Raw genomic sequence first — 25,464 nt, 5'->3', positions numbered from 1 at the left:
CCTGACCCCCTGGGGACACCATACCGCCGAGCGGTCTACGACATGCCGGGTGCTGCGCTGCGGAACCGCCGCAGGCGCAGGCTGTTCAGCACGACGAACACGCTGGAGAATGCCATCGCCGCTCCGGCGAGCATCGGGTTGAGCAGTCCGAGCGCCGCCAGCGGAAGGGCGGCGACGTTGTAGGCGAGCGCCCAGAACAGGTTGCCCCTGATCGTTCCGAGAGTGCGTCGTGCGAGGCGGATCGCGTCGACCGCGCCCCAGAGATCGCCGCGGACCAGGGTCAGGTCGGAGGCTTCGATCGCGGCATCCGTCCCGGTGCCCATCGCGACGCCCAGGTCCGACTGCGCGAGAGCTGCGGCGTCGTTGACTCCGTCTCCGACCATGGCGACGACTCGACCCTGCTGCTGCAGGGCCGTGATCTCGGCGACCTTGCCCTCTGGGAGGACGCCGGCGCGCACCTGGTCGATGCCGACCGCCGCCGCCACCTGGCGCGCCGCCTGCTCGTTGTCTCCGGTGAGGAGCACCGGGGTGAGTCCGAGACCGCGCAGGGCGGCGATCGCGTCTGCGCTGCTGGGCTTGATCTGGTCGGCCACCACGAGCACGCCGCGCACCTCGCCGTCCCACGCGACGGCGATCGCCGTGCGGGCCTCGGATTCGGCGTGCTCGAACGCAGCCGTGAGCTCGGGTGAGAGATGCAGCGCCCAGTCGGCGAGCAGAGCCGGCCGCCCGGCGATCACGGCGTGCGCGTCGACGACGCCCGTGACGCCCCGGCCCTGCACGTTCTGGAAGTCCGAGACCTCGGGGATCTCGCCCAGTCGCTCGGTGGCGGCGCGCACGATCGCCTGCGCGATCGGATGCTCGGATGCCTCTTCGACCGCTGCCGCGAGCCGCAGCACCTCCTGGGGATCCTGTCCCTCCGCGGGGATCACGTCGAGCAGGGTCATCCGCCCGCTGGTGACCGTGCCGGTCTTGTCGAGCACGATCGTGTCGACGCGGCGCGTCGACTCGAGCACCTCCGGGCCTTTGATGAGCACCCCGAGCTGAGCTCCCCGCCCGGTACCGACGAGGAGCGCCATGGGCGTCGCGAGGCCGAGAGCACAGGGGCAGGCGATGATCAGCACCGCGACCGCGGCCGTGAACGCCGCAGCCGCCCCGCCCCCGGCGATCAGCCAGGCCGCGAGCGTCACGGCGGCGATCGCGAAGACGATGGGCACGAACACCGCCGACAGCCGATCGGCCAGTCGCTGCGCCTCTGCTTTGCCGGACTGCGCCTCCTCGACCAGCTGCGCCATACGCGCGAGCTGCGTGTCGGCGCCCACGCGCGTGGCCGTGACCAGCAGACGACCGCCGACGTTCACGGTGGCGCCGGTCACGGCGTCGCCTGCGGCGACCTCGACGGGCACGGACTCACCGGTGAGCATCGAGGCGTCGATCGCGGATGTGCCGTCGAGCACGACGCCGTCGGTCGCGATCTTCTCCCCGGGGCGGACGACGAAGACGTCGCCGACGAGCAGTTCGGCCAGCGGCATCCGCTGCTCCACCCCGTCGCGCAGGATCGCGACGTCCTTGGCTCCCAGTTCACCGAGGGCCCGCAGGGCGGCTCCGGCCCGGCGCTTGGACCGATGCTCGAGGAAACGCCCGAGCAGCAGGAACATTGTCACTCCTGCCGCGACCTCGAGGTAGATGCTGCCGAGACCGTCACCGCGCTCGATCGTGAAGCGGAACGGGTGCGTCATGCCCCACATGCCCGCGGTTCCGAAGAACAGCGCGTACAGCGACCAGAGGTATGCGGCCGTGACACCGACCGAGATCAGCGTGTCCATCGTGACCGCACGATGCCGGGCGTTCAGCCAGGCGGCCCGGTGGAACGGCCAGGCCGCCCACGTGACGACCGGGGTGGCGAGCACGAGCGAGGCCCACTGCCAGCCGGAGAACTGCAGCGGCTCGATCATGGAGAGCAGGATGACCGGGACGGCGAGGGCCGCCGCCACGATCAGGCGCAGGCGCAGGAGCCGGTAGTCGCCGTCGGACTCGACATCCTCTTCCGTCCGCGGAAGAGACGCGGTGTAGCCGGTGCGCACGACCTCGGAGATGAGGTCGTCGACGTCGATGCCGGAGTCGGCCTCGACGTGCGCCTTCTCCGTCGCGTAGTTGACGGATGCCGTGACCCCGTCGATGCGGTTGAGTCTCTTCTCGATGCGCGACGCGCACGACGCGCACGTCATGCCGCCGATCTCGAGATCGTACGTCGCTCCTGCGCCTGCCATGGCCGGGCCTCAGGCGCGGACGGCGCGGTAGCCGGCCTCGTCGACAGCGGCCAGCACGGCGGAATCGTCCAGCGCGGACTCGGAGGTGACGACGAGGCTCCCCGATGCGGCGCTGACCTCGATGCCGGTCACCCCGTCGATCTTCGCGACCTCGCTGCGGACGGATCCTTCGCAGTGTCCGCAGGTCATCCCGGTGACGGCGTAGGCGGTGGTGTTCATGGTTGTTCCTCTCGGCTCGCTCCGACCTTCGGAGGGATACCCCCAGGGGGTATCTGCCTATCGACAACGATACGCCCGTTCGCGCTATTCCCGCAAAGTTCAGATCGCGTAATCGCTCGCGAGACGGCGTTGCGCCGCCTGTTGCCCGCTCGCCAGATGAGCGGGCACGATGCGTCCGAGCGTCTCGATGTCGCGCGCAGCGAACGCGTCGAGGATCTCGCGGTGCTCCTGCGCCATCGCGATCAGGTCGTCGTGCTGCCCGAACAGCCACCGCAGGCGCGTGACGAAGACGCCGATCAGTTCCGCGAGCATCGCGTTGCCGGCGAGCTGAGCCGCGATCTCGTGGAAGTGACCTGCCGCAAGACGCGCGGTCTCGGTGTCACCGGCGTATGCCGCGGCGAGTTCGCGATCGCAGGCGTCTCGCATGCGGGCGAGCCCGGCGTCGTCGTGACGCTCGGCGGCGAGCATGAAGATCAGGGTCTCGACCGACGCGCGGACTTCGCCGAAGTCGTGGATGTCCTGCGGGGTGAACTCCCGCACGACGGCCCACGTGCGGGGGCGAGCGACCACGACGCCCTCGGCGACGAGCGTGCGGATGGCTTCGCGCACCGGCAGTCGCGAGACGTTCAGCTCCGCCGCGATGTCGCGCTCGACCAGCCGGGAGCCCGGCAGCCGACGACCGAGGATGATGTCGTCGCGCAGCACGCTCGCCACCCGCACAGACTCCAGCTCACCGGTTGCCCCCGCATCCCCCATGAACGGATTCTCTCATCATGCGGAAGCCCCGGCAATCTGGTATCCCAACCAGGCGGATATGTTACGGCGTCACGGCAGCCGGTTCGCGATCGCGAGATTCGCCTTCAGCTCGGCCGCGTTCTGTCGGACGACGTATGCCGGACGATCGCGCTCGACTCGCCACGATTCACTGAGGGGCCCGATGTCGACGGTGTCGAAGCCCGCCTGGTCGTAGAACCGGGTGACGAACTCCACCGCTTCTGGGGCGTCACCGGAGGTCGCCAGCGCGCGTCGGTCGGCGGCGCCGGCGGGAGCGCCGTCGGTCGTGATGTCCGCAGCACCGATGTGATTGAACGCCTTCGCAACCTTCGACGTCGGCAGATGCTGCTGCAGCAGCTGCGAAGTGGTGGTCTCGCCGCGGTCGAGCGCCTCGATGTGCCCATCGCGCTCGAAGTAGTAGTTGTTGGTGTCGAGCACGATCTTGCCGGCGAGCGGCTCGACCGGGATCTGATCGATCGCGCGCAGCGGGACCGTCACGACGATCACGTCGCCTGCGGTCCCGGCCTCTTCGGGCGTACCGGCCTTCGCGCGCGGACCGAGCTCCTCCACGAGGTCAGTGAGCGTCTGCGGTCCGCGGGAGTTGGCGATCACGACGTCGTAGCCGTTCGCCACCGCCACGCGGGCGATCTGAGAGCCGATGTGTCCTGCACCGATGATTCCGAGAGTTGTCATGCAAGGGGAAACCGTGCGCTCCGGCGCCTATTCCTCGATGACGCCGCATGACGCGGATCAGAGGTCGAGCAGGAAGGTCTCCTCGACCCGGCGGTACCCGAGCGACTCGTACAACTCGATCGCGCCGGTGTTGAAGCCGAACACGTGCAGCCCGAGGGAATCAGCGCCCAGCCGTCGCGCTTCGCGCTCCGCGGCGTGCATGAGCGCCCGGCCGTAGCCGAGTCGGCGCTGGTCCTCGGCGACCTCGATATCGAGGACGAACGCATGCGGCCGTCCGTCTCTGCGGCGCATCCCGAGCCAGAGGTAGCCGACTTCGGCGCCGTCGACGGATGCGGTGAACAGCTCCTGCCCCGGGGTCGCGAGGCCCTGCGGCAGCTCGAGCCTCATCTGCCGACGCGACTCGGCCGCCGCGTCTTCCCGCGCGTATCTGCCGGACGCGACGAGGTCATCGGCGAAAGCGGCTTCCGAGTGCTCGACGAAGCTCTGGAACCGCTCGTCGGTCATCGGCACGACCTCGACGAGCGGTGTGAGCTCTCGAACCGGCAGCGGCTCGAGCACCATCTGGATCGACGCGATCGAGAAGCCGCGGTCGCCGATGAGGGCGTGCCCCTCGGCATCCTGCGGGAACAGCGCGACGCTGATCCTCGCCACCTCGGCTTCGTCGGCGACGCGCCGCAGGGCCGAGAACAGCCCCTCGCGCTGCTCGGCCGTCGTCGCAGCGGCGATCCCGAGGTCGATGACGTAGACCCTGCCCGCGCTGACACCCAGCCAGATCGTGCCGAGCTCGGAGGAGCCGTCGACGATCGTGAAGACGCTCGTGGTCGTCGTCGCGTACCCCTGCGGCAGAAGCTCGTGCAGGAAGGTCTCGGCGAAGTCGATCGCATCGGCTCCGACCCGCATGCCGGACTCCTGGCTGCGGACGACGAGGCGCTGCTTGACGTCTTCGCGCCAGGCGTCGAAGCGGTCGGCCGGCAAGGGCTTCAGCTGGACGGTCATCGGGCGCCCCTTTCAGACGGTGCTCTTGGCCAGGGCGTCCTCCGCGGCCACCCACGCGAGCATGGCGCACTTCACCCGCGCGACGTACTTGGACACGCCTCCGAGGGCCGCGGCATCCCCGAGCAGCTCCTCGTCGGGCTGGATCCTGCCGCGAGAGCGCATGGCCTCGCGGAACGATGCGATGCGAGCCTCGAGGTCCTCGACCGTGAGCCCCTCGGCGAGATCGGCGAGCATCGAAGCGGATGCCTGCGAGATCGCGCATCCGTGCCCTTCCCAGGCGATCGCCTCGACGGTGCCGTCGGCGGCGCGATGCACCTGCACCGTCACCTCGTCGCCGCAGGTCGGATTCAGCTGATGCGACTGCGCGCGGATCTCGTCGCGCAGACCGAAGCCGTGCGGGGTGCGCGAGTGATCGAGCACGAGCTCCTGGTACAGATTCTGCAGATCGCTCATGCGCCCCTCCGGAAGAAGTCGATCGCACCGGCGACACCGGCGATGACGGCATCGACCTCGGCGTCCGTCGTGTACAGATAGGTGCTCGCCCGCGTGGACGAGGTGATGCCGAGCCGGCGGTGCAGCGGCTGCGCGCAGTGGTGCCCGACCCGCACGGCGATTCCGAGATCGTCGAGATACTGCCCGAGGTCGTGCGAATGGATGCCGTCGACGTCGAAGCTCGCCAGCCCCACGCGCGGCAGATCGATGCCGGCGCCGAGCACGCGCACACCGTCGATCGCGCTGAGCCCATCGACGAGGCGGGCGCCGAAGGCGGCTTCGTGCGCGGCGATGCGCGGCATGCCCACCGCAGTGAGATAGTCGACAGCTGCGGCGAGCGCGATCGCCTGCGACACGCGCTGCGTGCCGGCTTCGAAGCGCTGCGGCGGCGGGAGGTACTCGGCTGTAGTCGTCGTGACCGTGGTGATCATCGATCCGCCGGTGAGGAAGGGCGGCATGATCTCGAGCAGAGCGCGGCGACCGTACAGTGCGCCGATACCGGTCGGACCGAGCATCTTGTGTCCGGACAGCACCGCGAAATCGACGTCGAGCGCCTTCACGTCCAGCGGCAGATGCGGAGCCGATTGGCAGGCGTCGAGCAGGACGAGGGCGCCGGCCTTCCGCGCGAGGCCGACGAGCTCTGCCACCGGGTTGATCACGCCGAGCACGTTCGACACGTGCGTGAACGCCACGAGCCGCGTGCGCGCCGTGATGAGCTCTGCGGCGGCGTCGAGGCGCAGCGCCCCTTGGTCGTCGAGAGGGATCACCTTCAGGGTCGCCCCGGTGCGGGCGGCGAGCTCCTGCCAGGGGATGAGATTCGCGTGATGCTCCATCTCGGTCGTGACGATCTCGTCGCCTGGGCCCAGCCGCAGCGATTCGGATGCCGCGCCGCCGCGGCCCAGAGAGGCGTTCGACAGGGCGTAGGCCACGAGGTTGACGGCTTCGGTCGCGTTGGAGGTCCAGACGATCTCGTCGTCGTCCGCGCCGACGAAGCGCGCGACCGAGGCCCTGGCATCTTCGAACAGCTCGGTCGCCTCGGCGGCCAGGGTGTGCGCGCCACGATGCACGGCGGAGTTCATGCCGGTCGCGAATGCACGCTCGGCGTCGAGCACCGCGAGCGGACGCTGCGAGGTGGCCCCGGAGTCGAGATATGCGAGCGGATGCCCGTTCACCTCGGTGCGGAGGATCGGGAAGTCCTCGCGGATCCGCTGCACCTCGGCATCGGTCAGCGGGGCGATCAGGTCTGCCTCGATGGTGCTCATCGTTCCAGTTTCTCACCTGCCGCCCCGACGCGGGTCGCCGGCCCGGTGGCGACCCGCGCGACGAACGGTTCAGCGGCGCGCGGATCTCGCGCGCACGGCTGTGACGGCGAGCAGGCTCAACCAGGTGATCAGCAGCGCGGCCGTCAGCCAGATCCCCAGATCGTCGATCGCGAGCCCGGACAGCCAGGCGGTCGGACCCTGCCAGCCCCACAGCTCGCTCGCGACGCCCGACAGCTGCACGAGTGCGACGACCACGGCGACGGAGACCGAGATCAGAGCCATCCAGGTCGCGTATCCGCTGAGCGTGCGGCGCTCGCGATCGGGGAAGGAGTAGGCCCGATGTGCGACGGCGGCCTGCGCGGTGTCGAGGGCCGTCATGCCGGCCGCGAAGATCACGGGCAGCGCCAGCACGAGCCACCACGGAAGGGCGGTCGCCGCGGCGGTGCCGGCGAGCGCGAGAAGGCCGATCTCGGTGGCCGTGTCGAAGCCGAGACCGAAGAGCAGCCCGACGCCGAACATCCGGCTCGGGCGATCGACCGTGCCTTCCAGACTCGACAGCGCCCGCCACACCGGTCCGCCCGGAAGCCCGCCGCGGCGACGGGAGAGGAGAGCGCCGATGCCGAGCGCGGCCAGCAGCAGGAGGAAGGCGCTGGAGATCGAAGGGCCCCACACTCCGGTGATCTGATGCAGCAGCGAGGTGTCCTGGGCGAGGGCGCCCGCGACCGACGCCGCCCCCCAGGCGAGCACGACCGACAGGCCGAACACCACCGTCGAGTGACCGAGGGCGAACCAGGTGCCGACGTTCCGCGCGGGCAGGCCCCGCTCGAGCAGGCGACGGGTCGTGTTGTCGATCGCGGCGATGTGATCAGCGTCGAACGCGTGCCGCAGCCCGAGCGCGTACGCGGCGAGGCCGGTGGCGAGCAGGCCGTTCGCGGCGCCGTCGGGTGCGGCGACCGCCGCCGTGAGCAGAAGAGTCCCCCAGCCCAGGACATGCAGGGCCGCGACGAGCACGATCGCGGTCGACGGCCGAGCGAGCCGCGGCGTGCTCTCAACGGTGAGCAGGGTCATAGGTGTTCTCCTGTCGTGCGGCCCACGCTGCCGCGAGCTCGTCGGTCCAGCGGTGCGAAAGCGCTCCGAGCGGACTCTCATGGGTGTGCGAACCGAGATGCCTCGAGACCGCTCCCGGTCCCTCCAGCATCATCGTGCCCGGCGTCTGGACGACCGGACGGATTCCGGCGAGGACGACGGCGTCGAACACGCTGTGCGCGCCGAGCACTCCCGGCTGCGGTGCCGCGCCCGAAGCGTGCAGGCCTTCGGCGAGGAGCGGATGCCGGCCCCGATCCACCATGGTGCGCGAGCGGATCGTGCCGCCGCGCTCGCCGCTGCGTCCGAGCACGGTGGTCTCGCGGATGAGCAGAGCGGCGCTGTCGGCGATCCGGGCGCGCGTCGTGCGCACCACCTCTGCGCCGTCCGCGACGATCAGCGGCTTCGCCGCCCACACGAGCGCCGCGCCCTCTTCCAGCTCGATGTCGGCGACCCATCGAGAGCGCTCCGGCCGGCCGCCGTACGCCACCGTGCCGCCGATGTCCTCCAGCCGCAGCAGGCACCCGGCTCCCACACGGATGCGGATCGCGACCTGGTCTCCGGGGAGGAGCAGTGCGCCGGCTGCGACCAGTGCGACGCTCGCGGCGCGCGACGAGCGCGAGATCAGGCGCGGAGCGAGCTGCGCGGTGCTCAGGCGCACCGAGGCGCGATGCTCGGCGGCATCGACCTCGATCGTCGTGACGGCGGCGGACACGGGTGCACAGGCTCCCGGTCAGTGCGAGGCGTCGGCGTGGGTGTGCGTGTGCGTGTCTTCGTCGTGCGTGTGCACGAACCAGCCGCCCTCCTCGTCGGAGTGGCTGTGCGGTGCCATGGGACCGGGGTCGACCGGCGTGTGCGTCCCCGACCTGTGCGCAGCGAGGATGTCGAGCACCCACTGGCGGAGCGTGGAGATCGCCGAGGCATCCGTGCGCGACAGCGCGAGCACGGCCCTGCCCTCGCGGGCGCTCTCGGCATCCGCCACCATCTGCGGGACGTCGACGCCCACATAGGGGGCGAGATCGGTCTTGTTGACCACCAGCAGATCGGCGCGGGCGATGCCCGGCCCGCCCTTGCGTGCGACATCGCCGCCTCCGGCGACATCCAGGACGAAGAGCTGCGCGTCGACGAGCGCCGGTGAGAACGTCGCGGTGAGGTTGTCGCCGCCTGATTCGATGATCACCACGTCGAGCGGAGCGAAGTCGCGCTCGAGGTCCTCGGCAGCGAGGAGATTCGCGGTGACGTCATCGCGGATCGCGGTGTGCGGGCATGCGCCGGTCTCGACCGCGCGGATGCGTTCCGGCTCGAGCACTCCCTCGGAACGGAGGAAGCGTGCATCCTCGTCGGTGTAGATGTCGTTCGTGATGACGCCGAGGCGCAGATCTTCGCTCAGGGCGCGGCAGAGCGTCGCGATCAGCGAGGACTTGCCGGTGCCGACAGGGCCGGCGACGCCGAGTCGGAGGGCGCGGACGGGAGAATGCGTTTCAGGCACGGAACAACCTTTGCGTCAGGAGCGCGTGGGACTCGGCCCACTGCTCGGATTCGGGGGCACCGGCGACGGGGATGTCGCGGGGGTCTGTGAGCTCGGAGATCGGCCGGAGCGCGTCGTCGACCGCCGCGCAGGTGTGCGCGACCCATACGCTCGCGGCGGCCGGATCACCCGGTTCGAGTTTGAGCACGGCTGCGGCGGCGCTCGCCGCATCGTCGTAGACGACGGTTCGGCACAGGTCGAGCGGGTCCATGCCCGCCTCCGCGGCGATGACGCCGAGCACCACCGCTCGAGGCGCGGGGGTCGGGCGACGTCCGAGCGAGGCGAGGGGGTGCGATTCGGGCCAGAGGTGCGTGCCGAGGCGCAGCAGCCCGCGGCCGAGCACCCTGGCGGCGTCCCGTTGCGCAGGTGACGGCGTACGCGCAGCCCAGGCCGTCTCCGCGGCGGTGAGCGCGTCGGCGTCGGCCGTGAGCGCGAGATGGCGCGCGACCACCGCCGTGCCGGCATCCACCAGCGAGCCGGTCCATGCCCGGGTGTGCAGGAGAGCGGGGATCTGAGCCGGATCCATGCCGGCGCGCAGCGCCGGCTCGACGCCCGCCGAGTGGGCGTGTCCGCCGGAGGGCAGGCGCGCGTCGGCCAGCAGCATCGCGATGCTGGTCGAGGGCAGCGGGTACGGCAGCATGACGGCTCAGAACATCGAGTAGAGCTGCGCGAGCGGAAGGATCGACGCCGGCGCCGGGTGCACCTCTTCGCCGTCGATGTCGATGCGGAACGTGTCGGGATCGATGTCGATCCTCGGCAGCGCGTCGTTGTTGCGCATGTCGGCCTTGCCGATGCCGCGGGTCGGACGAACGCCCATCAGCCGACGTCGCAGGCCGAGCTCATCCGCCAGCCCGGCGTCGAGCGCGGCCGGCGACACGAAGGTCACCGAGTGCTCGGCTCCGGCCGCGGCGAGGAACGCCGGTCGCATGAGCACGGGCTGCGGTGTGGGGATCGACGCGTTCGGATCGCCGAGCGCGGCCCACACGATGCCGCCGCCCTTGATCACGACCGCAGGGCGGATGCCGAAGAAGGCGGGATCCCACAGCACCAGATCCGCGAGCTTGCCGGCCTCGATCGATCCGACCTCGTGGTCGATGCCGTGGGCGACCGCCGGATTGATGGTGTACTTCGCGACGTAGCGACGCGCGCGTTCGTTGTCGGCGGGGAGCGATGTGCCGAGCGACCCTCGGCGCGCCTTCATGACGTGCGCGACCTGCCAGGTGCGGGTGATGACCTCGCCGATGCGGCCCATCGCCTGCGCGTCGGAGGAGGTCACCGACAGCGCGCCCATGTCGTGCAGAATGTCTTCGGCGGCGATCGTCGTGCCGCGGATCCGCGATTCCGCGAAGGCGAGATCCTCGGGCACGGCGGGGTTGAGATGGTGGCAGACCATCAGCATGTCGAGGTGCTCCGCCACCGTGTTCACGGTGTGCGGCAGGGTCGGATTCGTCGAGCCGGGGATCACATACGGCAAAGACGCGATCGCGAGGATGTCGGGGGCGTGACCGCCGCCCGCGCCCTCGACGTGGAAGGCGTGGATCGAGCGCTCGGCGATCGCGGCCACGGTGGACTCGACGTATCCCGTCTCGTTGAGCGAGTCGGAGTGCAGCGCGACCTGGAGGCCCCAATCGTCGGCTGCTCTCAGAGCCGCATCGATCGCGGCCGGACTCGAGCCCCAGTCCTCGTGCACCTTGAAGCCCGCGGCCCCCGCCCGCGCCTGCTCGGCGAGCGCTTCGGCCGAGACCGTGTTGCCTTTGCCCAGCAGCAGGAAGTTGACGGGCAGAGCATCCAGCGACCGGTGCATCGTGGCGAGGTGCCACGCTCCGGGCGTGACCGTGGTCGCCTTCGAGCCCTCCGAGGGACCCGTGCCTCCGCCGACGATCGTGGTGATGCCGGTCGCGAGCGCCTCGTGCACCTGAGACGGCGAGAGCAGGTGCACGTGCGAGTCGATCGCCCCGGCGGTCAGGATGCGGCCCTCCCCCGCGATCACGTCGGTGGACGGCCCGATGATGAGGCGGGGATCCACCCCGTCGGCGATGTCGGGGTTCCCGGCGCGGCCGAGCGCGACGATCCGGCCGTCGCGGATCCCGACGTCGGCGCGGATGATGCCCCACCATTCCAGGATGATCACGTTCGTGATGACCGTGTCGAGAGCACCCTCCGCCCGCGTGCGCGTGGACTGCGCCATGGATTCGCGGATCGACTTGCCGCCGCCGAAGACGGCTTCCTCACCGCCCGCGGTCAGGTCTTCCTCGATCTCGATCCAGAGGTCGGTGTCGCCCAGCCGCACCTGATCGCCCGCGGTCGGACCGTAGATGGCGGCATAGCGCTCCCTGTCGATGTGCACCATCAGTCGGCCTCCGGGTCGTCGAGGAGCGGATGGGCTGCGCGCGCGAGCTGCAGACCGGGGACGCGCCGCGCACCGCGCAGCGCCACGGCGTCCAGCGCCCGCGACGCACCGGGTTCGAAGCGTTCGGACGTGCCGGACGGGATGTCGAGACGGAACCCGTGGGCGGCCTCTCTGTCGAAGGACAGCGCGGTGTTCGCGTCGGGGAGGTGCAGGTGCGAGCCGATCTGGATCGGGCGGTCTCCGGTGTTGACGAACACGAAGCTCCTGCGCTCCTCGGCGGTGCGATCCGCATTCAGCTCGATCGTGCCGGGGCGCACGCGCAGCCCACCGGGGCCTTCTGAGATGCCTGAGCTCATGGAGTCCGCCTTCAGTCGATCGGATGATGGATCGTCACGAGCTTGCGCCCGTCGGGGAACGTCGCCTCGACCTGCACGTCGTGCAGCATCTCGGGGACGCCGGGCATGACCTCGGCTCGGGTGAGGACCTTGCGCCCCTCGTCCATCAGCCCCGCCACGTCGGCGCCCTCTCTGGCGCGCTCGATGACCCAGGTCGAGAGCAGCGCGACCGTCTCGGGATGGTTCAAGAGCACCCCTCGCTCATGCCGGTCACGGGCGACCATGCCGGCGACCGCGAGGAGCAGCTTCTCCGTGTCAGCGGGTGTCAGATGCACCGCGGCTCCTTCCGTCTTCCCGGCGCCCGGCAGCGTGCGCCTGGAAGAAATCTGCCACACCGGAAACGGGGCGGCGACCGCCGCCGGATGCGGATCCGCGCGAACTGGCGGCAGGCCGAAGAAGAGTTAACGCGATCGCAACACCGGCGAAATCGCGGCGCGGGTGCGCGGGCCCACACTGGCAGCACGCCCTCACCGGTACGAGAGCGCGAACCACCCTCGGCGTCGAGGCCGCTCCCCGAGGTCGTTCGCCCGAGGGGTGCGGATCGCCGCCGATTCTCACCACGCCGTCGTGGGCAGCGCCCCGGCGTCCGCCCGCCCCGAGACGAACGGAGACCGGGCATGACCACGGAGATCACCCGTCCGACGACCGACGATGCGCCGCCGGCGCTTCCTCCCACCGACATCCACGACCGCGGTTCCGCCGACGCCAGGGCCGCGACGAAGGAGAGCCTCGAGGACTACACGCTGCGCTTCGCTCCGCGCTCGTACCGAAAGTGGGGTCCGGGGGTCGTCGCCACCAGCGCGTTGGGCGGCATCGCCTATCTCGCCGACTTCTCGATCGGTGCGAACATCGGCATCACGCACGGCACGATCAACGCCCTCCTGGGCATCGCGGTCGCCGCCGTCGTGATCTTCGTCACCGGCATCCCCCTCGCCTACTACGCCGCCCGCTACAACATCGACCTCGACCTGATCACCCGAGGCTCCGGCTTCGGCTACTACGGCTCGGTCATCACGAACGTGATCTTCGCCACCTTCACGTTCATCTTCTTCGCCCTCGAAGGATCGATCATGGCGCAGGGCCTCCAGCTCGGGCTGGGAATCCCGGTGTGGATCGGCTACGCGGTCTCGACGATCCTCGTGATCCCCCTCGTGATCTACGGCATGCGCGCGCTCTCGAAGCTGCAGGTGTGGACCACACCGCTGTGGCTGATCCTGATGGTGATCCCGTTCGCCTACCTGGTCATCGCCAACCCCTCGTCGGTCGGCGAGTTCTTCGACTTCAAGGGACAGGGCGACGGCTCGCTCTCGCTGTCCTCGGTCATGCTCGCCGCGGGCGTCTGCCTCTCGCTGATCGCCCAGATCGCCGAGCAGATCGACTACCTCCGGTTCATGCCTCCCAAGACCGAGGCGAACCGACGCCGGTGGTGGGGCGCGGTCATCCTCGCGGGTCCCGGCTGGGTGATCTTCGGCGCTCTCAAGCAGGCGATCGGCCTCTTCCTCGCGGTCTACCTCATCGCGAGTCTCGACCCCGAGGCCGCGGCGACGGCGAACGAACCCGTGCACCAGTTCCTCGGGATCTACGAGCAGATGATGCCCGGCTGGCTCGCGATGACGCTCGCGGTCATCCTCGTGGTGATCTCCCAGATCAAGATCAACGTCACGAACGCATATTCCGGGTCGCTCGCCTGGACCAACTCCTACACGCGCATCACCAAGACCTACCCCGGCCGCATGATCTTCGTCCTGGTGAACCTCGCGATCGCGCTGATCCTCATGGAATCGAACATGTTCGACTTCCTCAACACCATCCTGGGCTTCTACGCGAACCTCGGAATGGCGTGGATCGTGACGGTGGCGACCGACATCGCGATCAACAAATACCTGCTGAAGCTGTCGCCCAAGCAGCCCGAGTTCCGCCGCGGCATGCTCTATGCGTGGAACCCGGTCGGCGTCGTCTCGCTCGCTCTATCCGGCGGCATCTCGATCGCGATGTTCTTCGGAGCGTTCGGGCCGGGCGTCCAGCCCTTCTCGCCGATGTTCGCCGTGCTGATCGCGTTCGTCGCGACTCCCGTGATGGCGATCATCACGAAGGGCCGCTACTACCTGCGGCGCACCGACGACGGCATCGATCTGCCGATGCTCGACGATGACGGCAACCCCAGCGACGAACGCTTGATGGACCTCGCGACCGGCATCGAGTTCGAGCGGCCAGACATGATCGCGTCAGCCGTCCCCGGGCCCGACGGCGAGACGCAGTACATCTCGTCTCTGTCGCTCGCGACGGACAAGACCGGGGAGCACGTGCTGCCTGCGCAGAGATAGCCGCCCACCCGATCAGCGCCCTCGCCGTCGAGATGCCTGATCTCGACTCAGCGGCCGCCGAGCACCCGCTCGTCGGCCGCTTCGTCGTAGCTGTCCTGCGCGGCGAGAACGTCGTCCACGTGCGATTCGGCCCAGATGCGCAGCGCCTGCAGCGGCTCGTGCAGGGTCCGCCCCAGCGGGGTGAGCCGATATCGCACATGCCCGTCTTCGTCAGCGGCGCGCTCGAGCATCCCGTCGCGCTCCAGTGCTCGCAGCGTGTCGACGAGAACCTTCTTGGTGATGCCCTCCACCGAACCATGCAGCTCGCCGAACCGCAGCGGGTGTTCGTGCAGCAGGACCACGATCATCGCCGTCCACTTGTTCGCGATGCGTGCGAGCGAGGCCCTGGAGGGGCATCGCTCCGAGAAGACGGTCCAGTCCCTGGGCATCGGATGCTCCGTTCGGTGACGTTGAGGTGACCAGCCCGCGCTCGAGAGGCTGGGTGCCCAGAGTACCGAGTCGAAGGAGGATCATCATGTCGGCGATCGATGTGGTCGGACAGTACGGAGCGGCGTTGGCTGCCGGAGACATGGAGGCGCTGGCGGCGACCTTCGGAGCGGATGCGGTGTGGCACCAGCCCGGTGCGCACCAGGCGGTCGGGAGACCACGTCGGCCCGGCGGCGATCCTCGCCCATCTCGGCCGCCTCATGGAGCTCAGCGGCGGCACCTTCGTTCTGGAGACGGATTCCGCGACCGAGAGCGGCGACCTCGTCGCGGCCACGGTGCGTTTCCGCGCTCAGCGAGTCGGCGCGGAGGACCTCGATCAGCACGGAGTCGACGTCTTCCGGATCGCGGACGGCCGCATCGCCGAGGTGTGGCTCATCAGTGAGGACCAGGACGCGGAGGACCGCTTCTGGGGTTCGGTCTGAGACGCGATGAGGGCGGCCGTCGCGGTCGCCCTCATCCCCCGGCCGTGGCCTGAGCGCACCGAGGTGCCGTATGCTCGCCCCCATGTTCAGCGCGGAGACACTCACGACATTCGTGATCGCTGCCCTCGTCATGGTGGCCATCCCAGGGCCGACCGTGCTGTTCACGATCGGACGCGCCATGGCGTTGGGCCGGGTGGGCGGATTCCTCAGCATCCTCGGCACGGCGATCGGCTCGCTGGTGCTCGTGGCCGGTGTCGCGCTGGGCGTCGGCACGGTCATCGCGCAGTCCGTCGTGCTGTTCACGGTCGTCAAGGTGGTCGGGGCGGGGTACCTCGTCTTCCTCGGGATCCAGGCGATCAGGCATCGGAAGGATGCCGCCGGCTCCGTCACCGGCGCGCAGCCGCGCCGGTCGGGCGCACGGCTGCTGCGGGAGGGGTTCGTGGTCGGCGTGACGAATCCGAAGTCGATCGCGTTCTTCCTCGCGATACTTCCGCAGTTCGTCGATCTTCCGGCGGGGTCGGTGCCGATGCAGCTGTTCGTCCTCGGTGCCATCACCGTGACGATCGGCGTCGCGTGCGACGCGATCTGGGTGCTCCTCGCGAGCGCCGCCCGCGACTGGTTCGGTCGCTCGCCGCGGCGGCTCCAGACGATGAGCACCGTCGGCGGTTCTCTCATGATCGTCCTCGGCGCATTCCTGCTGCTGTGGAACGAGAAGCCGGCGCCAGCCTGATCCTCCCGCTTCGTCACATCCGGGCGAGGCGTGCCCGAGCGAAGCAGAACACGCCGTAGACCGCGAGGCCGGCCCCCGTCAGGAGCAGGGCGAGACGGCCCAGCGGCAGAGCCGCGAGGCTGTGCAGCGCGGCATCCAGACCCGCCGCCTTGTCCGGGTCCTGAGTCCAGGCCGCGACCACGAAGAGCGCTCCCGTCAGCGCGACGGCGACGCCCTTGGCGATGTACCCGATCACGCCGAGGGTCACCACGCCGTTGCGGGCTCCCCCGTCCGGCAGGTCCATGGTCTTCTCGAAGACCCGTCTGAGACCGCCGACGACGAAGCCGACGCCGACGCCGATCACCCCGATCCCGAGCAGCACGATCAGGACGAGCCCGCCAGGGGCCGACATCACCCGAGCGCTGAGCGTCTGCGTGGCCTCCTCCGAATCGGCGCTGCCGCCCACCGCATACACAGCGGCCATGCCGGCGATCACGAGGTAGGCGACTGCCGCGCCGAGCAGCGTGACGCGCCGTCCCCATCTCTTCGCCTCATCGGGAGCCGCGGCGACCACTGCCGCCGCGATCTGCCACACGGCGAGCGCGGCGAGTCCCGCGGCCACGCACCACAGCAGGGCGCCGCCGATCGGCGTGCTCCGGATCTGCTCCATCGCCCCGTCCTGATCGGCGTCGCCTCCCGCGCCGAGCGCGATCGACACGGCGAGCGCTCCGATGATGACGTGCACGACCCCCAGGACCACGTATCCGGCGCGCGCGGTCCTGCGGAAGAGCGTGGAACTTCTCGCTGCTCTCGCGGTGCTCTTTGCGGTGGTCACCCGGGCAGGATATCCGGCCCGGTCCGAGACGAGGAGGGGCTTGCTTCCGCGGGTCGACGCTCTCTCGACGACTCTGTGACGTCATCCATAGAGTCGATTATGTAGGCTAGGCAAACCTAACCTAAGGAGTCGAATCGGTGCCTGAGCTGCTCACCTCGTCCACGGCCGATCTCTATCGATCGCTCGTCGCCCAGACCACCTCCCGCGTCGCGACGCGCTTCGCGGAGACGACGCAGCCGACATCGGGCGCGTCGCGCGCCGAGCTGCAGAAGCAGGTCGACGCGGTCGACCTAGCCACCCCTGGAGTCGGCACGCAGGCCGCCATCCGCGAGATCGACGAGCTGTTCCTCGCGAACGCCGTCTGGTTCCACCACCCCGCGTACGCCGCCCATCTCAACTGCCCCGTCGCCCTCCCCGCGGTCGCCGCGGAGGCCGTTCTCGCGGCGGTCAACCCGTCGGTCGACACGTACGACCAGTCCACCGCAGGCACGCTGATGGAGCGACGGCTGATCGACGTCGCAACCGGCTGGGCCGGCTTCAGCGCGGGCGACGGCGTCTTCACCTCCGGCGGCACGCAGTCGAACCTGCACGCCCTGTTCCTGGCTCGCGAGGCGGCGATCGCCGACGCCCGCACAGAGCGGGCGCACGCGCTGCCTCGGCTCGTCGTGTTCGCGACGGCCTCGAGCCACTTCAGCGTCGGCAAGTCGGCGCTGCTGCTGGGACTCTCCGACGACGCGGTGATCACCGTCGCGGATGACGGCGAAGGACGGATGCTGCCTGCCGCCCTCGACGACGCGGTGGCCTCGACCCTGACATCCGGCCGTCTGCCGATGGCCGTCGTCGCGACCGCCGGCACCACCGACCGCGGGGTCATCGATCCCCTCGCCGCGGTGGCCGCCGTATGCGACGCCCACCGCGTCTGGCTCCACGTCGATGCCGCCTACGGCGGCGGGCTCCTCGTCTCGCGCCGACGCCGCGATCTGCTCGACGGGATCGAGCGGGCGAGGTCCGTGACCGTGGACTTCCACAAGAGCTTCTTCCAGCCTGTCTCGTCGAGCGCGATCCTCGTGCGCGAACCCCGAGATCTGGCGGCTGGAGCCTGGCACGCCGACTACCTGAACCCCCTGGAGAACGACGAGCCCAATCAGGTCGACAAGTCGCTGCAGACCACGCGGCGCTTCGACGCGCTCAAGCTGTGGGTGTCGCTCCGCGCGATCGGAGCCGACCGCATCGGCGAGATGTTCGACACCGTGATCGACCTGGCGGCGACCGTGGCCGATGCGGTGGACGCGGATGACGAACTCGAGCTCGTCGGGCGGTCTCAGCTCAGCACCGTGCTGTTCCGGCTGCGGACGGAAGGAACCTCGTCCGAAGAGCGAGACGCGCTCGTCGCCGGCGTGCGGCGCGTGCTGTTCGAGTCGGGTCGCGCGCTCGTCGCGAAGACCGTGATCGACGGACGTCCGTGCCTCAAGCTCACGCTGCTGAATCCCGAGACCACGCTCGCGGACGTGAGGGCGATCCTCGACATGGTGAAGGACGCAGCCACGACCCTCGCCGGCATCGGCTCCGAGCTGATCGGCGCCGACGCATGACCGGGCACGTGCACGATCTCATCGGCGTCGGCATCGGCCCCTTCAACCTCGGGCTCGCCTGCCTCGCGCATCCCACCGGGCTCGACGCCGTGTTCCTCGATCGGGCAGAGGAGTTCCGCTGGCACCACGGCATGATGATCGAGGGATCGACGATCCAGGTGCCGTTCCTCGCCGACCTCGTGACGATGGCCGACCCCACCTCCGAGTTCTCGTTCCTGAACTGGCTGAAGCACACCGGCCGGCTGTATCCCTTCTACATCCGCGAGAGCTTCTACGCGCTGCGCGCCGAGTACGACACCTACTGCCGCTGGGCGGCGAGCCGCCTGCCCGAGCTGCGATGGAATCACGAGGTCGTCCGGATCGAGCACGACGCCGCAGAGGACCTCTACGTGGTGCGAGCCATGCGCACCGACACCGGTGAGGAGCTCGAGCTGCGCGCCCGCCACGTCGTGATCGGCGTCGGGACCCGGCCGTCGGTGCCGCAGGAGCTGCGCGACGTCGCGGGCCGCGCCGTGCACAGCTCGGAGTACATGCAGCACCGCGACGAGCTGCGCGCGAGCGGATCCATCACGGTTGTAGGCAGCGGACAGTCGGCGGCGGAGATCTACCGCGACCTGCTCGAGGGCGCTCACGAGGGCGGGTACCGTCTGGACTGGGTCACGAGGTCGCCGCGGTTCTTCCCGATGGAGTACACCAAGCTCACTCTCGAGATGACCTCGCCCGAGTACACCGACCACTTCCACGCGCTGCCGATCGGGATGCGGCAGCACCTCGGCCGTGAGCAGCGGAGCCTGTACAAGGGCATCTCGGCCGACCTCATCGACGACATCTACGACACGCTCTACCGTCTCAGCGCCGACGGGCCCGTGCGCACGACGCTGCTCGCAGACACCGAGGTGAGCGCCGCGGAGTGGGACGGCGAGCGCTACCGGCTCCGACTCCGCCACGGTCAGCTGGCGGAAGAGCACGAGAGGCAGACCGAGTCGCTGGTCCTCGCCACCGGCTACGCGGCGGAGACGCCGCCGTTCCTCGCCGGCATCGCGGATCGCCTCGACTGGGACGCTCTCGGTCGGCTCGACGTCGCCCGCGACTACAGCATCGACGGCGGACGCGGCCGGATCTTCGTGCAGAACGGCGAGGAGCACACGCACGGCCTGACCGCACCCGATCTCGGCTTCGGAGCCTGGCGCAACTCGTCGATCCTCGCCTCGATCACCGGGAGCGAGATCTATCCGATCGAGCGGCGCATCGCGTTCCAGGAGTTCGGCGTCCCGCAGGGGGCGCTCGCGGCCGAGGCTGCCCGATGACCTCGTCGCCGGCGCCCTCCGTCACGCTCGTCGCCGCCGATCCGCAGCGCGACGCGCCGCTCCTGCAGGGCTGGCTCTCCGACCCGCATGCGACGTTCTGGGGCATGGGAGACCTGGATGGGGCCGCCGTCGAGGAGTACTTGAGCGGGATCACGAGGCACCCCGATCAGGATGCCTGGCTCGGCCTCGTCGACGGCATCCCCGCGTTCTACGCCGAGACCTACGATCCGGCGCGAGTGCTGTTGGCGGGCATCCACGATGCGCAGCCGCGCGACCTCGGCATGCACGTGCTGATCTCGCCTCCGGCGGACGAGCCGCGGCACGGCCTGACGGATGCCGTCTTCGCCGCCGTGATGGCGTGGTGCTTCGGCGAGCTCGGCGCGCACCGCGTGGTCGTGGAACCGGACGCGTCGAACGACCGCATCCGCCGCAAGAACGTGCGCGCCGGCTTCACCGAACTGCGCGAGGTGGCCGTCGACGACGGCGGACATCTCAAGACCGCGATGCTGTCGGTGTGCACGCGCGCCGACTTCGCGGCATCCGATATCGCCCGCGACCGAAAGGCCAGCGCATGAACCCCGCCACCCATCTGACCCCTGTCACGCTCGAGCGCGCGCAGCGCCACCTCGTCGCCAAGGCCATCGCCGAGTTCAGCCACGAGAGGCTGATCGCGCCCCAGCCGCACCCAGACGGCGGATGGCTGCTCAGCGCGCCTGCGGCCGATGTCGAGTACCGCTTCGACGCGCAGCGAGCCGAGCTCGAGCACTGGATCGTCGACGAGCCCAGCATCCGCCGCCTGCGCGGTGGCCGCGCACTGCCGCTCGACGCGCAGGAGCTCATCCTCGAGCTGCAGCCCGCGCTCGGCCTCTCCGACGAGCTGCTCCCGGTGTATCTGGAGGAGATCGCTTCGACCCTTGCCGGATCGATGTTCAAGATCGCACAGGGCGGGCCATCGGCGGATGCTCTCGCCGGAGCCGACTTCCAGACCGTCGAGGCGGCGATGACAGAGGGCCATCCCGGTTTCGTCGCCAACAACGGCCGCATCGGCTTCGGCGTCTCGGATCACGCCGCGTTCGCGCCAGAGGCCGGTCGTCCGTTCCGCATGACCTGGGTCGCCGCCCGCCGCGCCGTCTCGCATCTCGCGCTCGGCGCGGGCCTCGACGAGGAGACGCTGCTCGAGGGAGAACTGAGCGCCACCGAGCGCGAGAGCTTCGCCTCGCGTCTCAACGACCTCGGCGAAGACCCGGCGGACTTCCACCTGCTGCCCGTGCACCCGTGGCAGTGGGAGAACCGCGCAGCGATCACGTTCGCCCCCGACCTCGCACGGCGCGACCTCGTCGTGATCGGCGAGAGCGAGAGCGAGTACCGCGCGCAGCAGTCGGTGCGCACGATGTTCAATCTGTCGCACCCCGGGCGGCACTATGTGAAGACGGCGCTGGCCGTGCAGAACATGGGATTCCTGCGTGGCCTCTCCCCCGCCTACATGCGGGTCACGCCCGCGATCAACGACTGGGTCGCCGAGCTCGTCGCGGGTGACGCCACGCTGCGCGACGCCGGGTTCCGGGTGCTCCGCGAGCGCGCATCCATCGGATACACGGGCGACGTGTACCACCGCACCGCCGAGCCCTCGGCGCACCGGAAGATGCTCGCCGCGCTCTGGCGCGAGAGCCCGATTCCCCTGGTGAGCGGGCAGCAGCGGCTGGCGACGCTCGCCTCTCTGCTCCACCGCGACGGCGAGGGCGCATCGGTGGTCACGGCTCTGATCCGCGCGTCCGAGGTCTCGGCGCAGGACTGGGTGCGTGCGGCGCTGCGCGCCTACCTGCGCCCGGTCGTGCACTGCCTGCTCGCCCACGATCTCGCGTTCATGCCGCACGGCGAGAACCTCATCCTCGTCCTCGATGATCACGTGCCGACCGGGGTGTTCATGAAGGACATCGGCGAGGAGATCGCACTGCTCGCCGATCGCGCCGTACCGGAGGACGTGCGCCGCACGGTCTCCCCCGTGGACGACCAGGAGAAGGCTCTCGCGATCTTCACCGACGTGTTCGACGGTGTGCTGCGACACCTCGCCGGCATCCTGCACGTCGACGGCACGCTGACCGAATCCGAGTTCTGGCGGCTCGTGGCCGAGACGGTCGACGAGCACGCTCTGGACCACCCGGATCTCGAGTCGCGCGTCGATCTGCGTGCTGACGCGTTCGCGCACTCGTGCCTGAACCGGCTGCAGCTGCGCAACACGCTGCGGATGGTCGATCTGACGAACCAGTCCGCCTCGCTCCTGTACGCCGGCACCCTGGAGAACCCGATCGGCCGGGCACGTATCCCGCAGCCGGCTGCTGTGGGAGTCTGACGGGATGGCGGAGATCTTCCGTGACGGCCTGGGCATCCCGCACATCCGCGCGACGGATGTGCGGGATCTCGCCCATGCACAGGGCGAGGTCACCGCTCGCGACCGGGGCTGGCAGATCGAGGCCGACCGGCTTCGTGCGCAGGGCCGGCTGGCCGAGCTCATCGGCGACGCCGGCATCGCCTGGGACGTCTTCGCGCGACGGGCGCGGATCGACGACACCGTCCGGCGAGCATTCGCGGCTCTCGACGCGGAATCGCAGCGATTCATCAGCGACTACGCGGCCGGCGTGCGCGCCGGCATGAGCGATCTCGGCGGGCAGGCGGCAGAGTTCCGCATGCTCGACGCGAGATTCGACGACACCCGCCCGCTCGCGCCGTGGGACGACCACGACCCGCTCGGCGTGCTGCACGTCGCTCACGTGCTGTTCTCGACCTTCCCGCATGTGCTGTGGCGCGAGCACGTCGCGCGCACGATCGGCGACGACTGGGTCGACGTGTTCGCTGGGGACGAGCATGCCGACGAGACGCTGCCGACATCGGGGAGCAACGCCTGGGCTCTGCACGGCTCGCGGACGGCGAGCGGGTTGCCGCTGCTGGCCGGCGACCCGCATCGGCTGTTCGAGCTGCCCGGCGTGTACCAGCAGGTCCGCCTCGCGTGCGAGGAGTTCGACGTCGTCGGCTTCGCATTCCCCGGAGTGCCGGGGGTGCCGCATTTCGGCCACACCGGAGACTCCGCATGGGGCATCACGAACGCGATCGCGCACAGCGTCGACGTGTTCGAGGAGCGGCTTCGCCGCACGGGCAACGGATACCAGGCGTGGGGGCGGAACGGCTGGGAGCCGGTCGACGTTCTGCGGTCCACGATCCGGGTGCGCGGCGGAGCGGACATCGAGGTCGAGGCGCTGGAGAGCGTCCGCGGAAGCATCGTCACCGACCTGCACGAGCATGACGGCGAACTGCGCGGGTGGAGCATCCGCCACCCGGCCCGCGTCCACGTCGATCTGGGCGCCGCGGCGCTCCTGCCTCTCCTGCGCGCCCGCACCGCACGTCAGGTGATCGACGCGTTCGGATCCTGGGTCGACCCGGTCAATCGCGTGCTCGCCGCCGACCGATCGGGCACGGTGCTTTCGGCGACCGTCGGAGTCGTTCCCGAGCGCCCCCGCTCCCAGCGACGTCGAGCGCTGCAGAACGGCACCCCGGTGGCCGCTCGGACGCTGCCTGCCGCCATCCCCGTGGCGGATCTCGCGGTGGATGCGAACGAACGCCCCGCGAGAGCGGACATCGATCTCGGTTGGGCCTACCCCTCGCGCCATCGTGCGCAGCGCATCGCGCACCTGCTCAAGACCCGGCGCCCGCGCAGCACCGCCGGCTTCGCCGAGGTCTGGAGCGACACGCAGGGCGGTGTGCGCACCGGGCTGCTCGCTCTGCTGCCCGCAGGCGACCTCCCCTCGCCCGCGGCCGAGGCGCGTGACGCGCTCGCCCGGTGGGACGGGCGCATGGATGCCGGCTCTCCCGCGGCCGGGGTCTTCGCAGCCTGGCGAGGCGCTCTGGTGCGGGCCGTCGCACAGCATCCGATCCTGTCCCCCCTGCGCGATCCGCACCTCTTCGGCGCGGTCTTCGACCCGTGGATGGCCGTCGAGGGCCAGATCGCCTCGGCCCTGCCGCGCCTGCTGCAGCATCCGTCGCTCGCCGCGGAGGCGGCGAACCTGGTGCGGGCCGCGCTCGAGCGTGCCGCCTCGGCCTCCGCCTGGGGCGCGACGCACCGGATGCTGCCCCTGCACGTGCTCGCCGATGTCGTCGGGATCGCTGCGCCCGGCACCGAGTTCGACACCGTTCTGTCGGGCGACGGCGACACGGTGCGCTGCACGGGATCGACCCCCGGCGTCACCGATCGCAGCTGGCGTGGATCGGTCGCCCGCTGGGCGTGGGATCTCGAGGATCGTGAGCGGAGTCTGTGGAGCGTGCCCTTCGGCGCCTCGGGCGACCCCGCCTCACCGCACTTCGCCGATCAGCACGCGGATTGGGCCGAGGTCCGTCCGACCGCGGTCGTCACCGACTGGAGCGCCCTCACCATCGACCGTCCGACGGGAGCATCATGACCTCCATCCGCAATGCCCGCCTGGTGGCCGGCCCGGCCGGCGCCCTCGTGCACGTGAACGACTCGGCGGCTCTGGGCCGCATCGAGATCTCCGTGCTCGACCCCGTCGGCGATCTCGATCTGCTGCACGAGTGGGTGACGCGCCCGAGCTCGCGGTTCTGGGGTCTGGCCGAGCTGACCCCCGAGGAGCTCCGCGACCTCTACCTGTTCGTCGACGGCCTTGCGAGCCACCACGCCTTCCTCGTGCGTCGCGAGGGACTGCCGATCGTGCTGCTGCAGACGTACGAGCCCGAGAACGATCCGCTGGGCGATGCGTACGATGTGCTCCCCGGCGATGCGGGCCTGCACTTCTTCCTCGGCGACCGTGGCGAGCCTGTCCCGCGGTTCTCCTGGCACGTCTCCGACCTGATCGCCGAGTTCGTCTTCTCCCGCCCCGAGGTGGATCGCATCGTGATCGAACCAGACGTCGGCAACGAGCGTGCAGTGGCTCGCGCGGTCAAGAGCGGCTTCGAACTCGGACCGCTCGTTCAGCTTCCCGACAAGACGGGCCGCCTCGCCTTCCTGACCCGCGAACGGTGGGAGCGGCAGCGGGCAGCGGTCAGCTGATCGATGCCACCGGCTGGCGGAGGATCGTGCGCAGCTTCGCCGCCTCCACCCGTCGGGCGTCGCTGAGGTAGATCTCGTGGTGACGGCCGCGCATCCGCAGCCCGTTCTCGGGGACGAAGCGATGGTGCAGATCGTCGAGCACCGGAGCCTCGTCGTCGTAAGAGCCGATGTGCAGGGTCTGCACGCACTGCCCCTCATCGAGCGTCTCCAGTCGCACGAGCGGCAGCGCGGGCAGGGGCTGCTTCTTCTTCACAGCCTTGTTCGCCACCGTGTCGACCGCCTCGGCGAACATCGCGACCGTGATCTGCTCCGGCACCATGATCATCATCGTCCAGAGCCATGCGGACTTGTCGCGCCGGGTGGTGAACGACTCCATGTCGCTCGCATGCCAGAGCCCCTCGAGCGGCATGACCACCGCATCGATTCCGGCCTGCTCACGCAGTGCGAACTTCAGCGTGTAGGCGACGGGGTACAGCGCCGCGAGGGCATCTGCATACTCCCCGGACGTGTTCGGGTCACCGGCGCCGTCGACCATGAGGTACTGCATGGCCGGCACCTCGAGGACGCGGAACTCCCCCCGCTTCGCCTGATACGCGTCGAGCGTCTTCTTCGGATCGATCGCCATGCGATCAGTGTCGCACCGGCCACGGACAGCGCTCGCGGGAGGCCCTGCCGCG

General features: G+C 69.9%; 26 protein-coding genes. 9 read left to right on the top strand and 17 right to left on the bottom strand.

All coding sequences use genetic code 11. The features are described 5' to 3' along the window. Positions 1–35: 35 nt before the first annotated feature. From QFZ53_RS06095 to QFZ53_RS06030, 14 genes are all read right to left on the bottom strand, one after another. Positions 36–2,267, bottom strand: a complete 2,232-nt coding sequence (locus tag QFZ53_RS06095) for a heavy metal translocating P-type ATPase (RefSeq protein WP_307294607.1) — start codon at positions 2,265–2,267, stop codon at positions 36–38. A 9-nt stretch (positions 2,268–2,276) separates the two neighbouring features. Further along, the gene (locus QFZ53_RS06090) at positions 2,277–2,486 is read right to left on the bottom strand and encodes a heavy-metal-associated domain-containing protein (protein WP_292905943.1); all 210 of its coding nucleotides are present in this window, start codon (positions 2,484–2,486) and stop codon (positions 2,277–2,279) included. Between the two features lie 99 nt (positions 2,487–2,585). After that, a complete protein-coding gene (locus QFZ53_RS06085; protein ID WP_292905941.1) occupies positions 2,586–3,242 on the bottom strand; it encodes a GntR family transcriptional regulator in 657 nt (218 codons plus the stop codon). A gap of 69 nt (positions 3,243–3,311) precedes the next feature. Further along, positions 3,312–3,953 carry an NADPH-dependent F420 reductase gene (locus tag QFZ53_RS06080; protein WP_307294603.1) on the bottom strand — a complete coding sequence of 214 codons (642 nt, stop codon included), beginning with the start codon at positions 3,951–3,953 and terminating at the stop codon, positions 3,312–3,314. Between the two features lie 57 nt (positions 3,954–4,010). Next, positions 4,011–4,949: a GNAT family N-acetyltransferase gene (locus QFZ53_RS06075; protein ID WP_307294601.1), complete on the bottom strand. Its 939-nt coding sequence runs from the start codon at positions 4,947–4,949 to the stop codon at positions 4,011–4,013. Positions 4,950–4,961: 12 nt separating this feature from the next. Then, entirely contained in the window at positions 4,962–5,402 is a 441-nt protein-coding gene (gene sufU, locus QFZ53_RS06070; protein WP_292905935.1) for a Fe-S cluster assembly sulfur transfer protein SufU, read from the bottom strand. After that, complete coding sequence (locus QFZ53_RS06065; protein WP_292905933.1) at positions 5,399–6,703, bottom strand: aminotransferase class V-fold PLP-dependent enzyme; 1,305 nt, start codon at positions 6,701–6,703, stop codon at positions 5,399–5,401. The genes sufU and QFZ53_RS06065 overlap by 4 nt, the downstream gene beginning before the upstream one ends. Before the next feature lie 69 nt (positions 6,704–6,772). Further along, complete coding sequence (locus QFZ53_RS06060) at positions 6,773–7,771, bottom strand: HoxN/HupN/NixA family nickel/cobalt transporter (protein WP_307294599.1); 999 nt, start codon at positions 7,769–7,771, stop codon at positions 6,773–6,775. Continuing rightward, the gene (locus QFZ53_RS06055; RefSeq protein WP_307294597.1) at positions 7,752–8,501 is read right to left on the bottom strand and encodes an urease accessory protein UreD; all 750 of its coding nucleotides are present in this window, start codon (positions 8,499–8,501) and stop codon (positions 7,752–7,754) included. The genes QFZ53_RS06060 and QFZ53_RS06055 overlap by 20 nt, the downstream gene beginning before the upstream one ends. An 18-nt stretch (positions 8,502–8,519) precedes the next feature. Next, the gene (gene ureG, locus QFZ53_RS06050) at positions 8,520–9,275 is read right to left on the bottom strand and encodes an urease accessory protein UreG (RefSeq protein WP_292905927.1); all 756 of its coding nucleotides are present in this window, start codon (positions 9,273–9,275) and stop codon (positions 8,520–8,522) included. Further along, entirely contained in the window at positions 9,268–9,954 is a 687-nt protein-coding gene (locus QFZ53_RS06045) for an urease accessory protein UreF (RefSeq protein WP_292905926.1), read from the bottom strand. Before QFZ53_RS06045 ends, ureG begins: the two co-directional genes overlap by 8 nt. Positions 9,955–9,960: 6 nt before the next feature. Beyond that, on the bottom strand, positions 9,961–11,664 hold the full coding sequence (locus QFZ53_RS06040; protein ID WP_307294594.1) for an urease subunit alpha: 1,704 nt from the start codon (positions 11,662–11,664) through the stop codon (positions 9,961–9,963). After that, entirely contained in the window at positions 11,664–12,020 is a 357-nt protein-coding gene (gene ureB, locus QFZ53_RS06035; RefSeq protein WP_307294592.1) for an urease subunit beta, read from the bottom strand. The genes QFZ53_RS06040 and ureB overlap by 1 nt, the downstream gene beginning before the upstream one ends. Positions 12,021–12,031: 11 nt before the next feature. Next, on the bottom strand, positions 12,032–12,334 hold the full coding sequence (locus QFZ53_RS06030; RefSeq protein WP_307294591.1) for an urease subunit gamma: 303 nt from the start codon (positions 12,332–12,334) through the stop codon (positions 12,032–12,034). A 342-nt stretch (positions 12,335–12,676) separates the two neighbouring features. Between QFZ53_RS06030 and QFZ53_RS06025 the strand changes: the two genes are divergently transcribed. Then, entirely contained in the window at positions 12,677–14,383 is a 1,707-nt protein-coding gene (locus tag QFZ53_RS06025) for a purine-cytosine permease family protein (protein WP_307294589.1), read from the top strand. A 47-nt stretch (positions 14,384–14,430) separates the two neighbouring features. On the opposite strand, the gene QFZ53_RS06020 is transcribed toward QFZ53_RS06025, so the two are convergent. After that, positions 14,431–14,811 carry a winged helix-turn-helix transcriptional regulator gene (locus QFZ53_RS06020; protein WP_307294587.1) on the bottom strand — a complete coding sequence of 127 codons (381 nt, stop codon included), beginning with the start codon at positions 14,809–14,811 and terminating at the stop codon, positions 14,431–14,433. Positions 14,812–15,003: 192 nt separating this feature from the next. Between QFZ53_RS06020 and QFZ53_RS06015 the strand changes: the two genes are divergently transcribed. Beyond that, positions 15,004–15,291: a nuclear transport factor 2 family protein gene (locus QFZ53_RS06015; RefSeq protein WP_307294585.1), complete on the top strand. Its 288-nt coding sequence runs from the start codon at positions 15,004–15,006 to the stop codon at positions 15,289–15,291. Between the two features lie 82 nt (positions 15,292–15,373). Further along, a complete protein-coding gene (locus QFZ53_RS06010; protein ID WP_307294584.1) occupies positions 15,374–16,021 on the top strand; it encodes a LysE family translocator in 648 nt (215 codons plus the stop codon). A 13-nt stretch (positions 16,022–16,034) separates the two neighbouring features. Here the strand turns inward: QFZ53_RS06010 and QFZ53_RS06005 are convergent, their stop codons facing one another. Then, on the bottom strand, positions 16,035–16,835 hold the full coding sequence (locus tag QFZ53_RS06005) for a DUF1206 domain-containing protein (RefSeq protein ID WP_292905918.1): 801 nt from the start codon (positions 16,833–16,835) through the stop codon (positions 16,035–16,037). A 137-nt stretch (positions 16,836–16,972) separates the two neighbouring features. Here QFZ53_RS06005 and QFZ53_RS06000 point away from each other — a divergent pair, with 137 nt between their 5' ends. The 6 genes from QFZ53_RS06000 to QFZ53_RS05975 are packed head-to-tail and all read left to right on the top strand — an operon-like array spanning position 16,973 to position 24,787. Beyond that, positions 16,973–18,427, top strand: a complete 1,455-nt coding sequence (locus tag QFZ53_RS06000; RefSeq protein ID WP_307294582.1) for a pyridoxal phosphate-dependent decarboxylase family protein — start codon at positions 16,973–16,975, stop codon at positions 18,425–18,427. Beyond that, positions 18,424–19,734 (top strand): lysine N(6)-hydroxylase/L-ornithine N(5)-oxygenase family protein, encoded by a 1,311-nt coding sequence (locus tag QFZ53_RS05995; protein WP_307294580.1) that lies wholly within the window; start codon positions 18,424–18,426, stop codon positions 19,732–19,734. Before QFZ53_RS06000 ends, QFZ53_RS05995 begins: the two co-directional genes overlap by 4 nt. Beyond that, the gene (locus QFZ53_RS05990) at positions 19,731–20,309 is read left to right on the top strand and encodes a GNAT family N-acetyltransferase (protein WP_307294578.1); all 579 of its coding nucleotides are present in this window, start codon (positions 19,731–19,733) and stop codon (positions 20,307–20,309) included. Before QFZ53_RS05995 ends, QFZ53_RS05990 begins: the two co-directional genes overlap by 4 nt. Continuing rightward, complete coding sequence (locus QFZ53_RS05985; protein WP_307294576.1) at positions 20,306–22,084, top strand: IucA/IucC family protein; 1,779 nt, start codon at positions 20,306–20,308, stop codon at positions 22,082–22,084. Before QFZ53_RS05990 ends, QFZ53_RS05985 begins: the two co-directional genes overlap by 4 nt. Before the next feature lie 4 nt (positions 22,085–22,088). Next, positions 22,089–24,182 carry a penicillin acylase family protein gene (locus QFZ53_RS05980; RefSeq protein WP_307294575.1) on the top strand — a complete coding sequence of 698 codons (2,094 nt, stop codon included), beginning with the start codon at positions 22,089–22,091 and terminating at the stop codon, positions 24,180–24,182. Beyond that, the gene (locus QFZ53_RS05975; protein ID WP_307294574.1) at positions 24,179–24,787 is read left to right on the top strand and encodes a GNAT family N-acetyltransferase; all 609 of its coding nucleotides are present in this window, start codon (positions 24,179–24,181) and stop codon (positions 24,785–24,787) included. The genes QFZ53_RS05980 and QFZ53_RS05975 overlap by 4 nt, the downstream gene beginning before the upstream one ends. On the opposite strand, the gene QFZ53_RS05970 is transcribed toward QFZ53_RS05975, so the two are convergent. Further along, positions 24,780–25,412 (bottom strand): GyrI-like domain-containing protein, encoded by a 633-nt coding sequence (locus QFZ53_RS05970; RefSeq protein WP_307294573.1) that lies wholly within the window; start codon positions 25,410–25,412, stop codon positions 24,780–24,782. The genes QFZ53_RS05975 and QFZ53_RS05970 overlap by 8 nt on opposite strands. Positions 25,413–25,464: the final 52 nt, after the last annotated feature.

Source organism: Microbacterium natoriense, assembly GCF_030816295.1.
GTDB classification, from domain to species: domain Bacteria; phylum Actinomycetota; class Actinomycetes; order Actinomycetales; family Microbacteriaceae; genus Microbacterium; species Microbacterium natoriense_A.
Note: the sequence above shows the minus strand (reverse complement) of the source record. Positions and strands in the feature narration are given on the sequence as shown.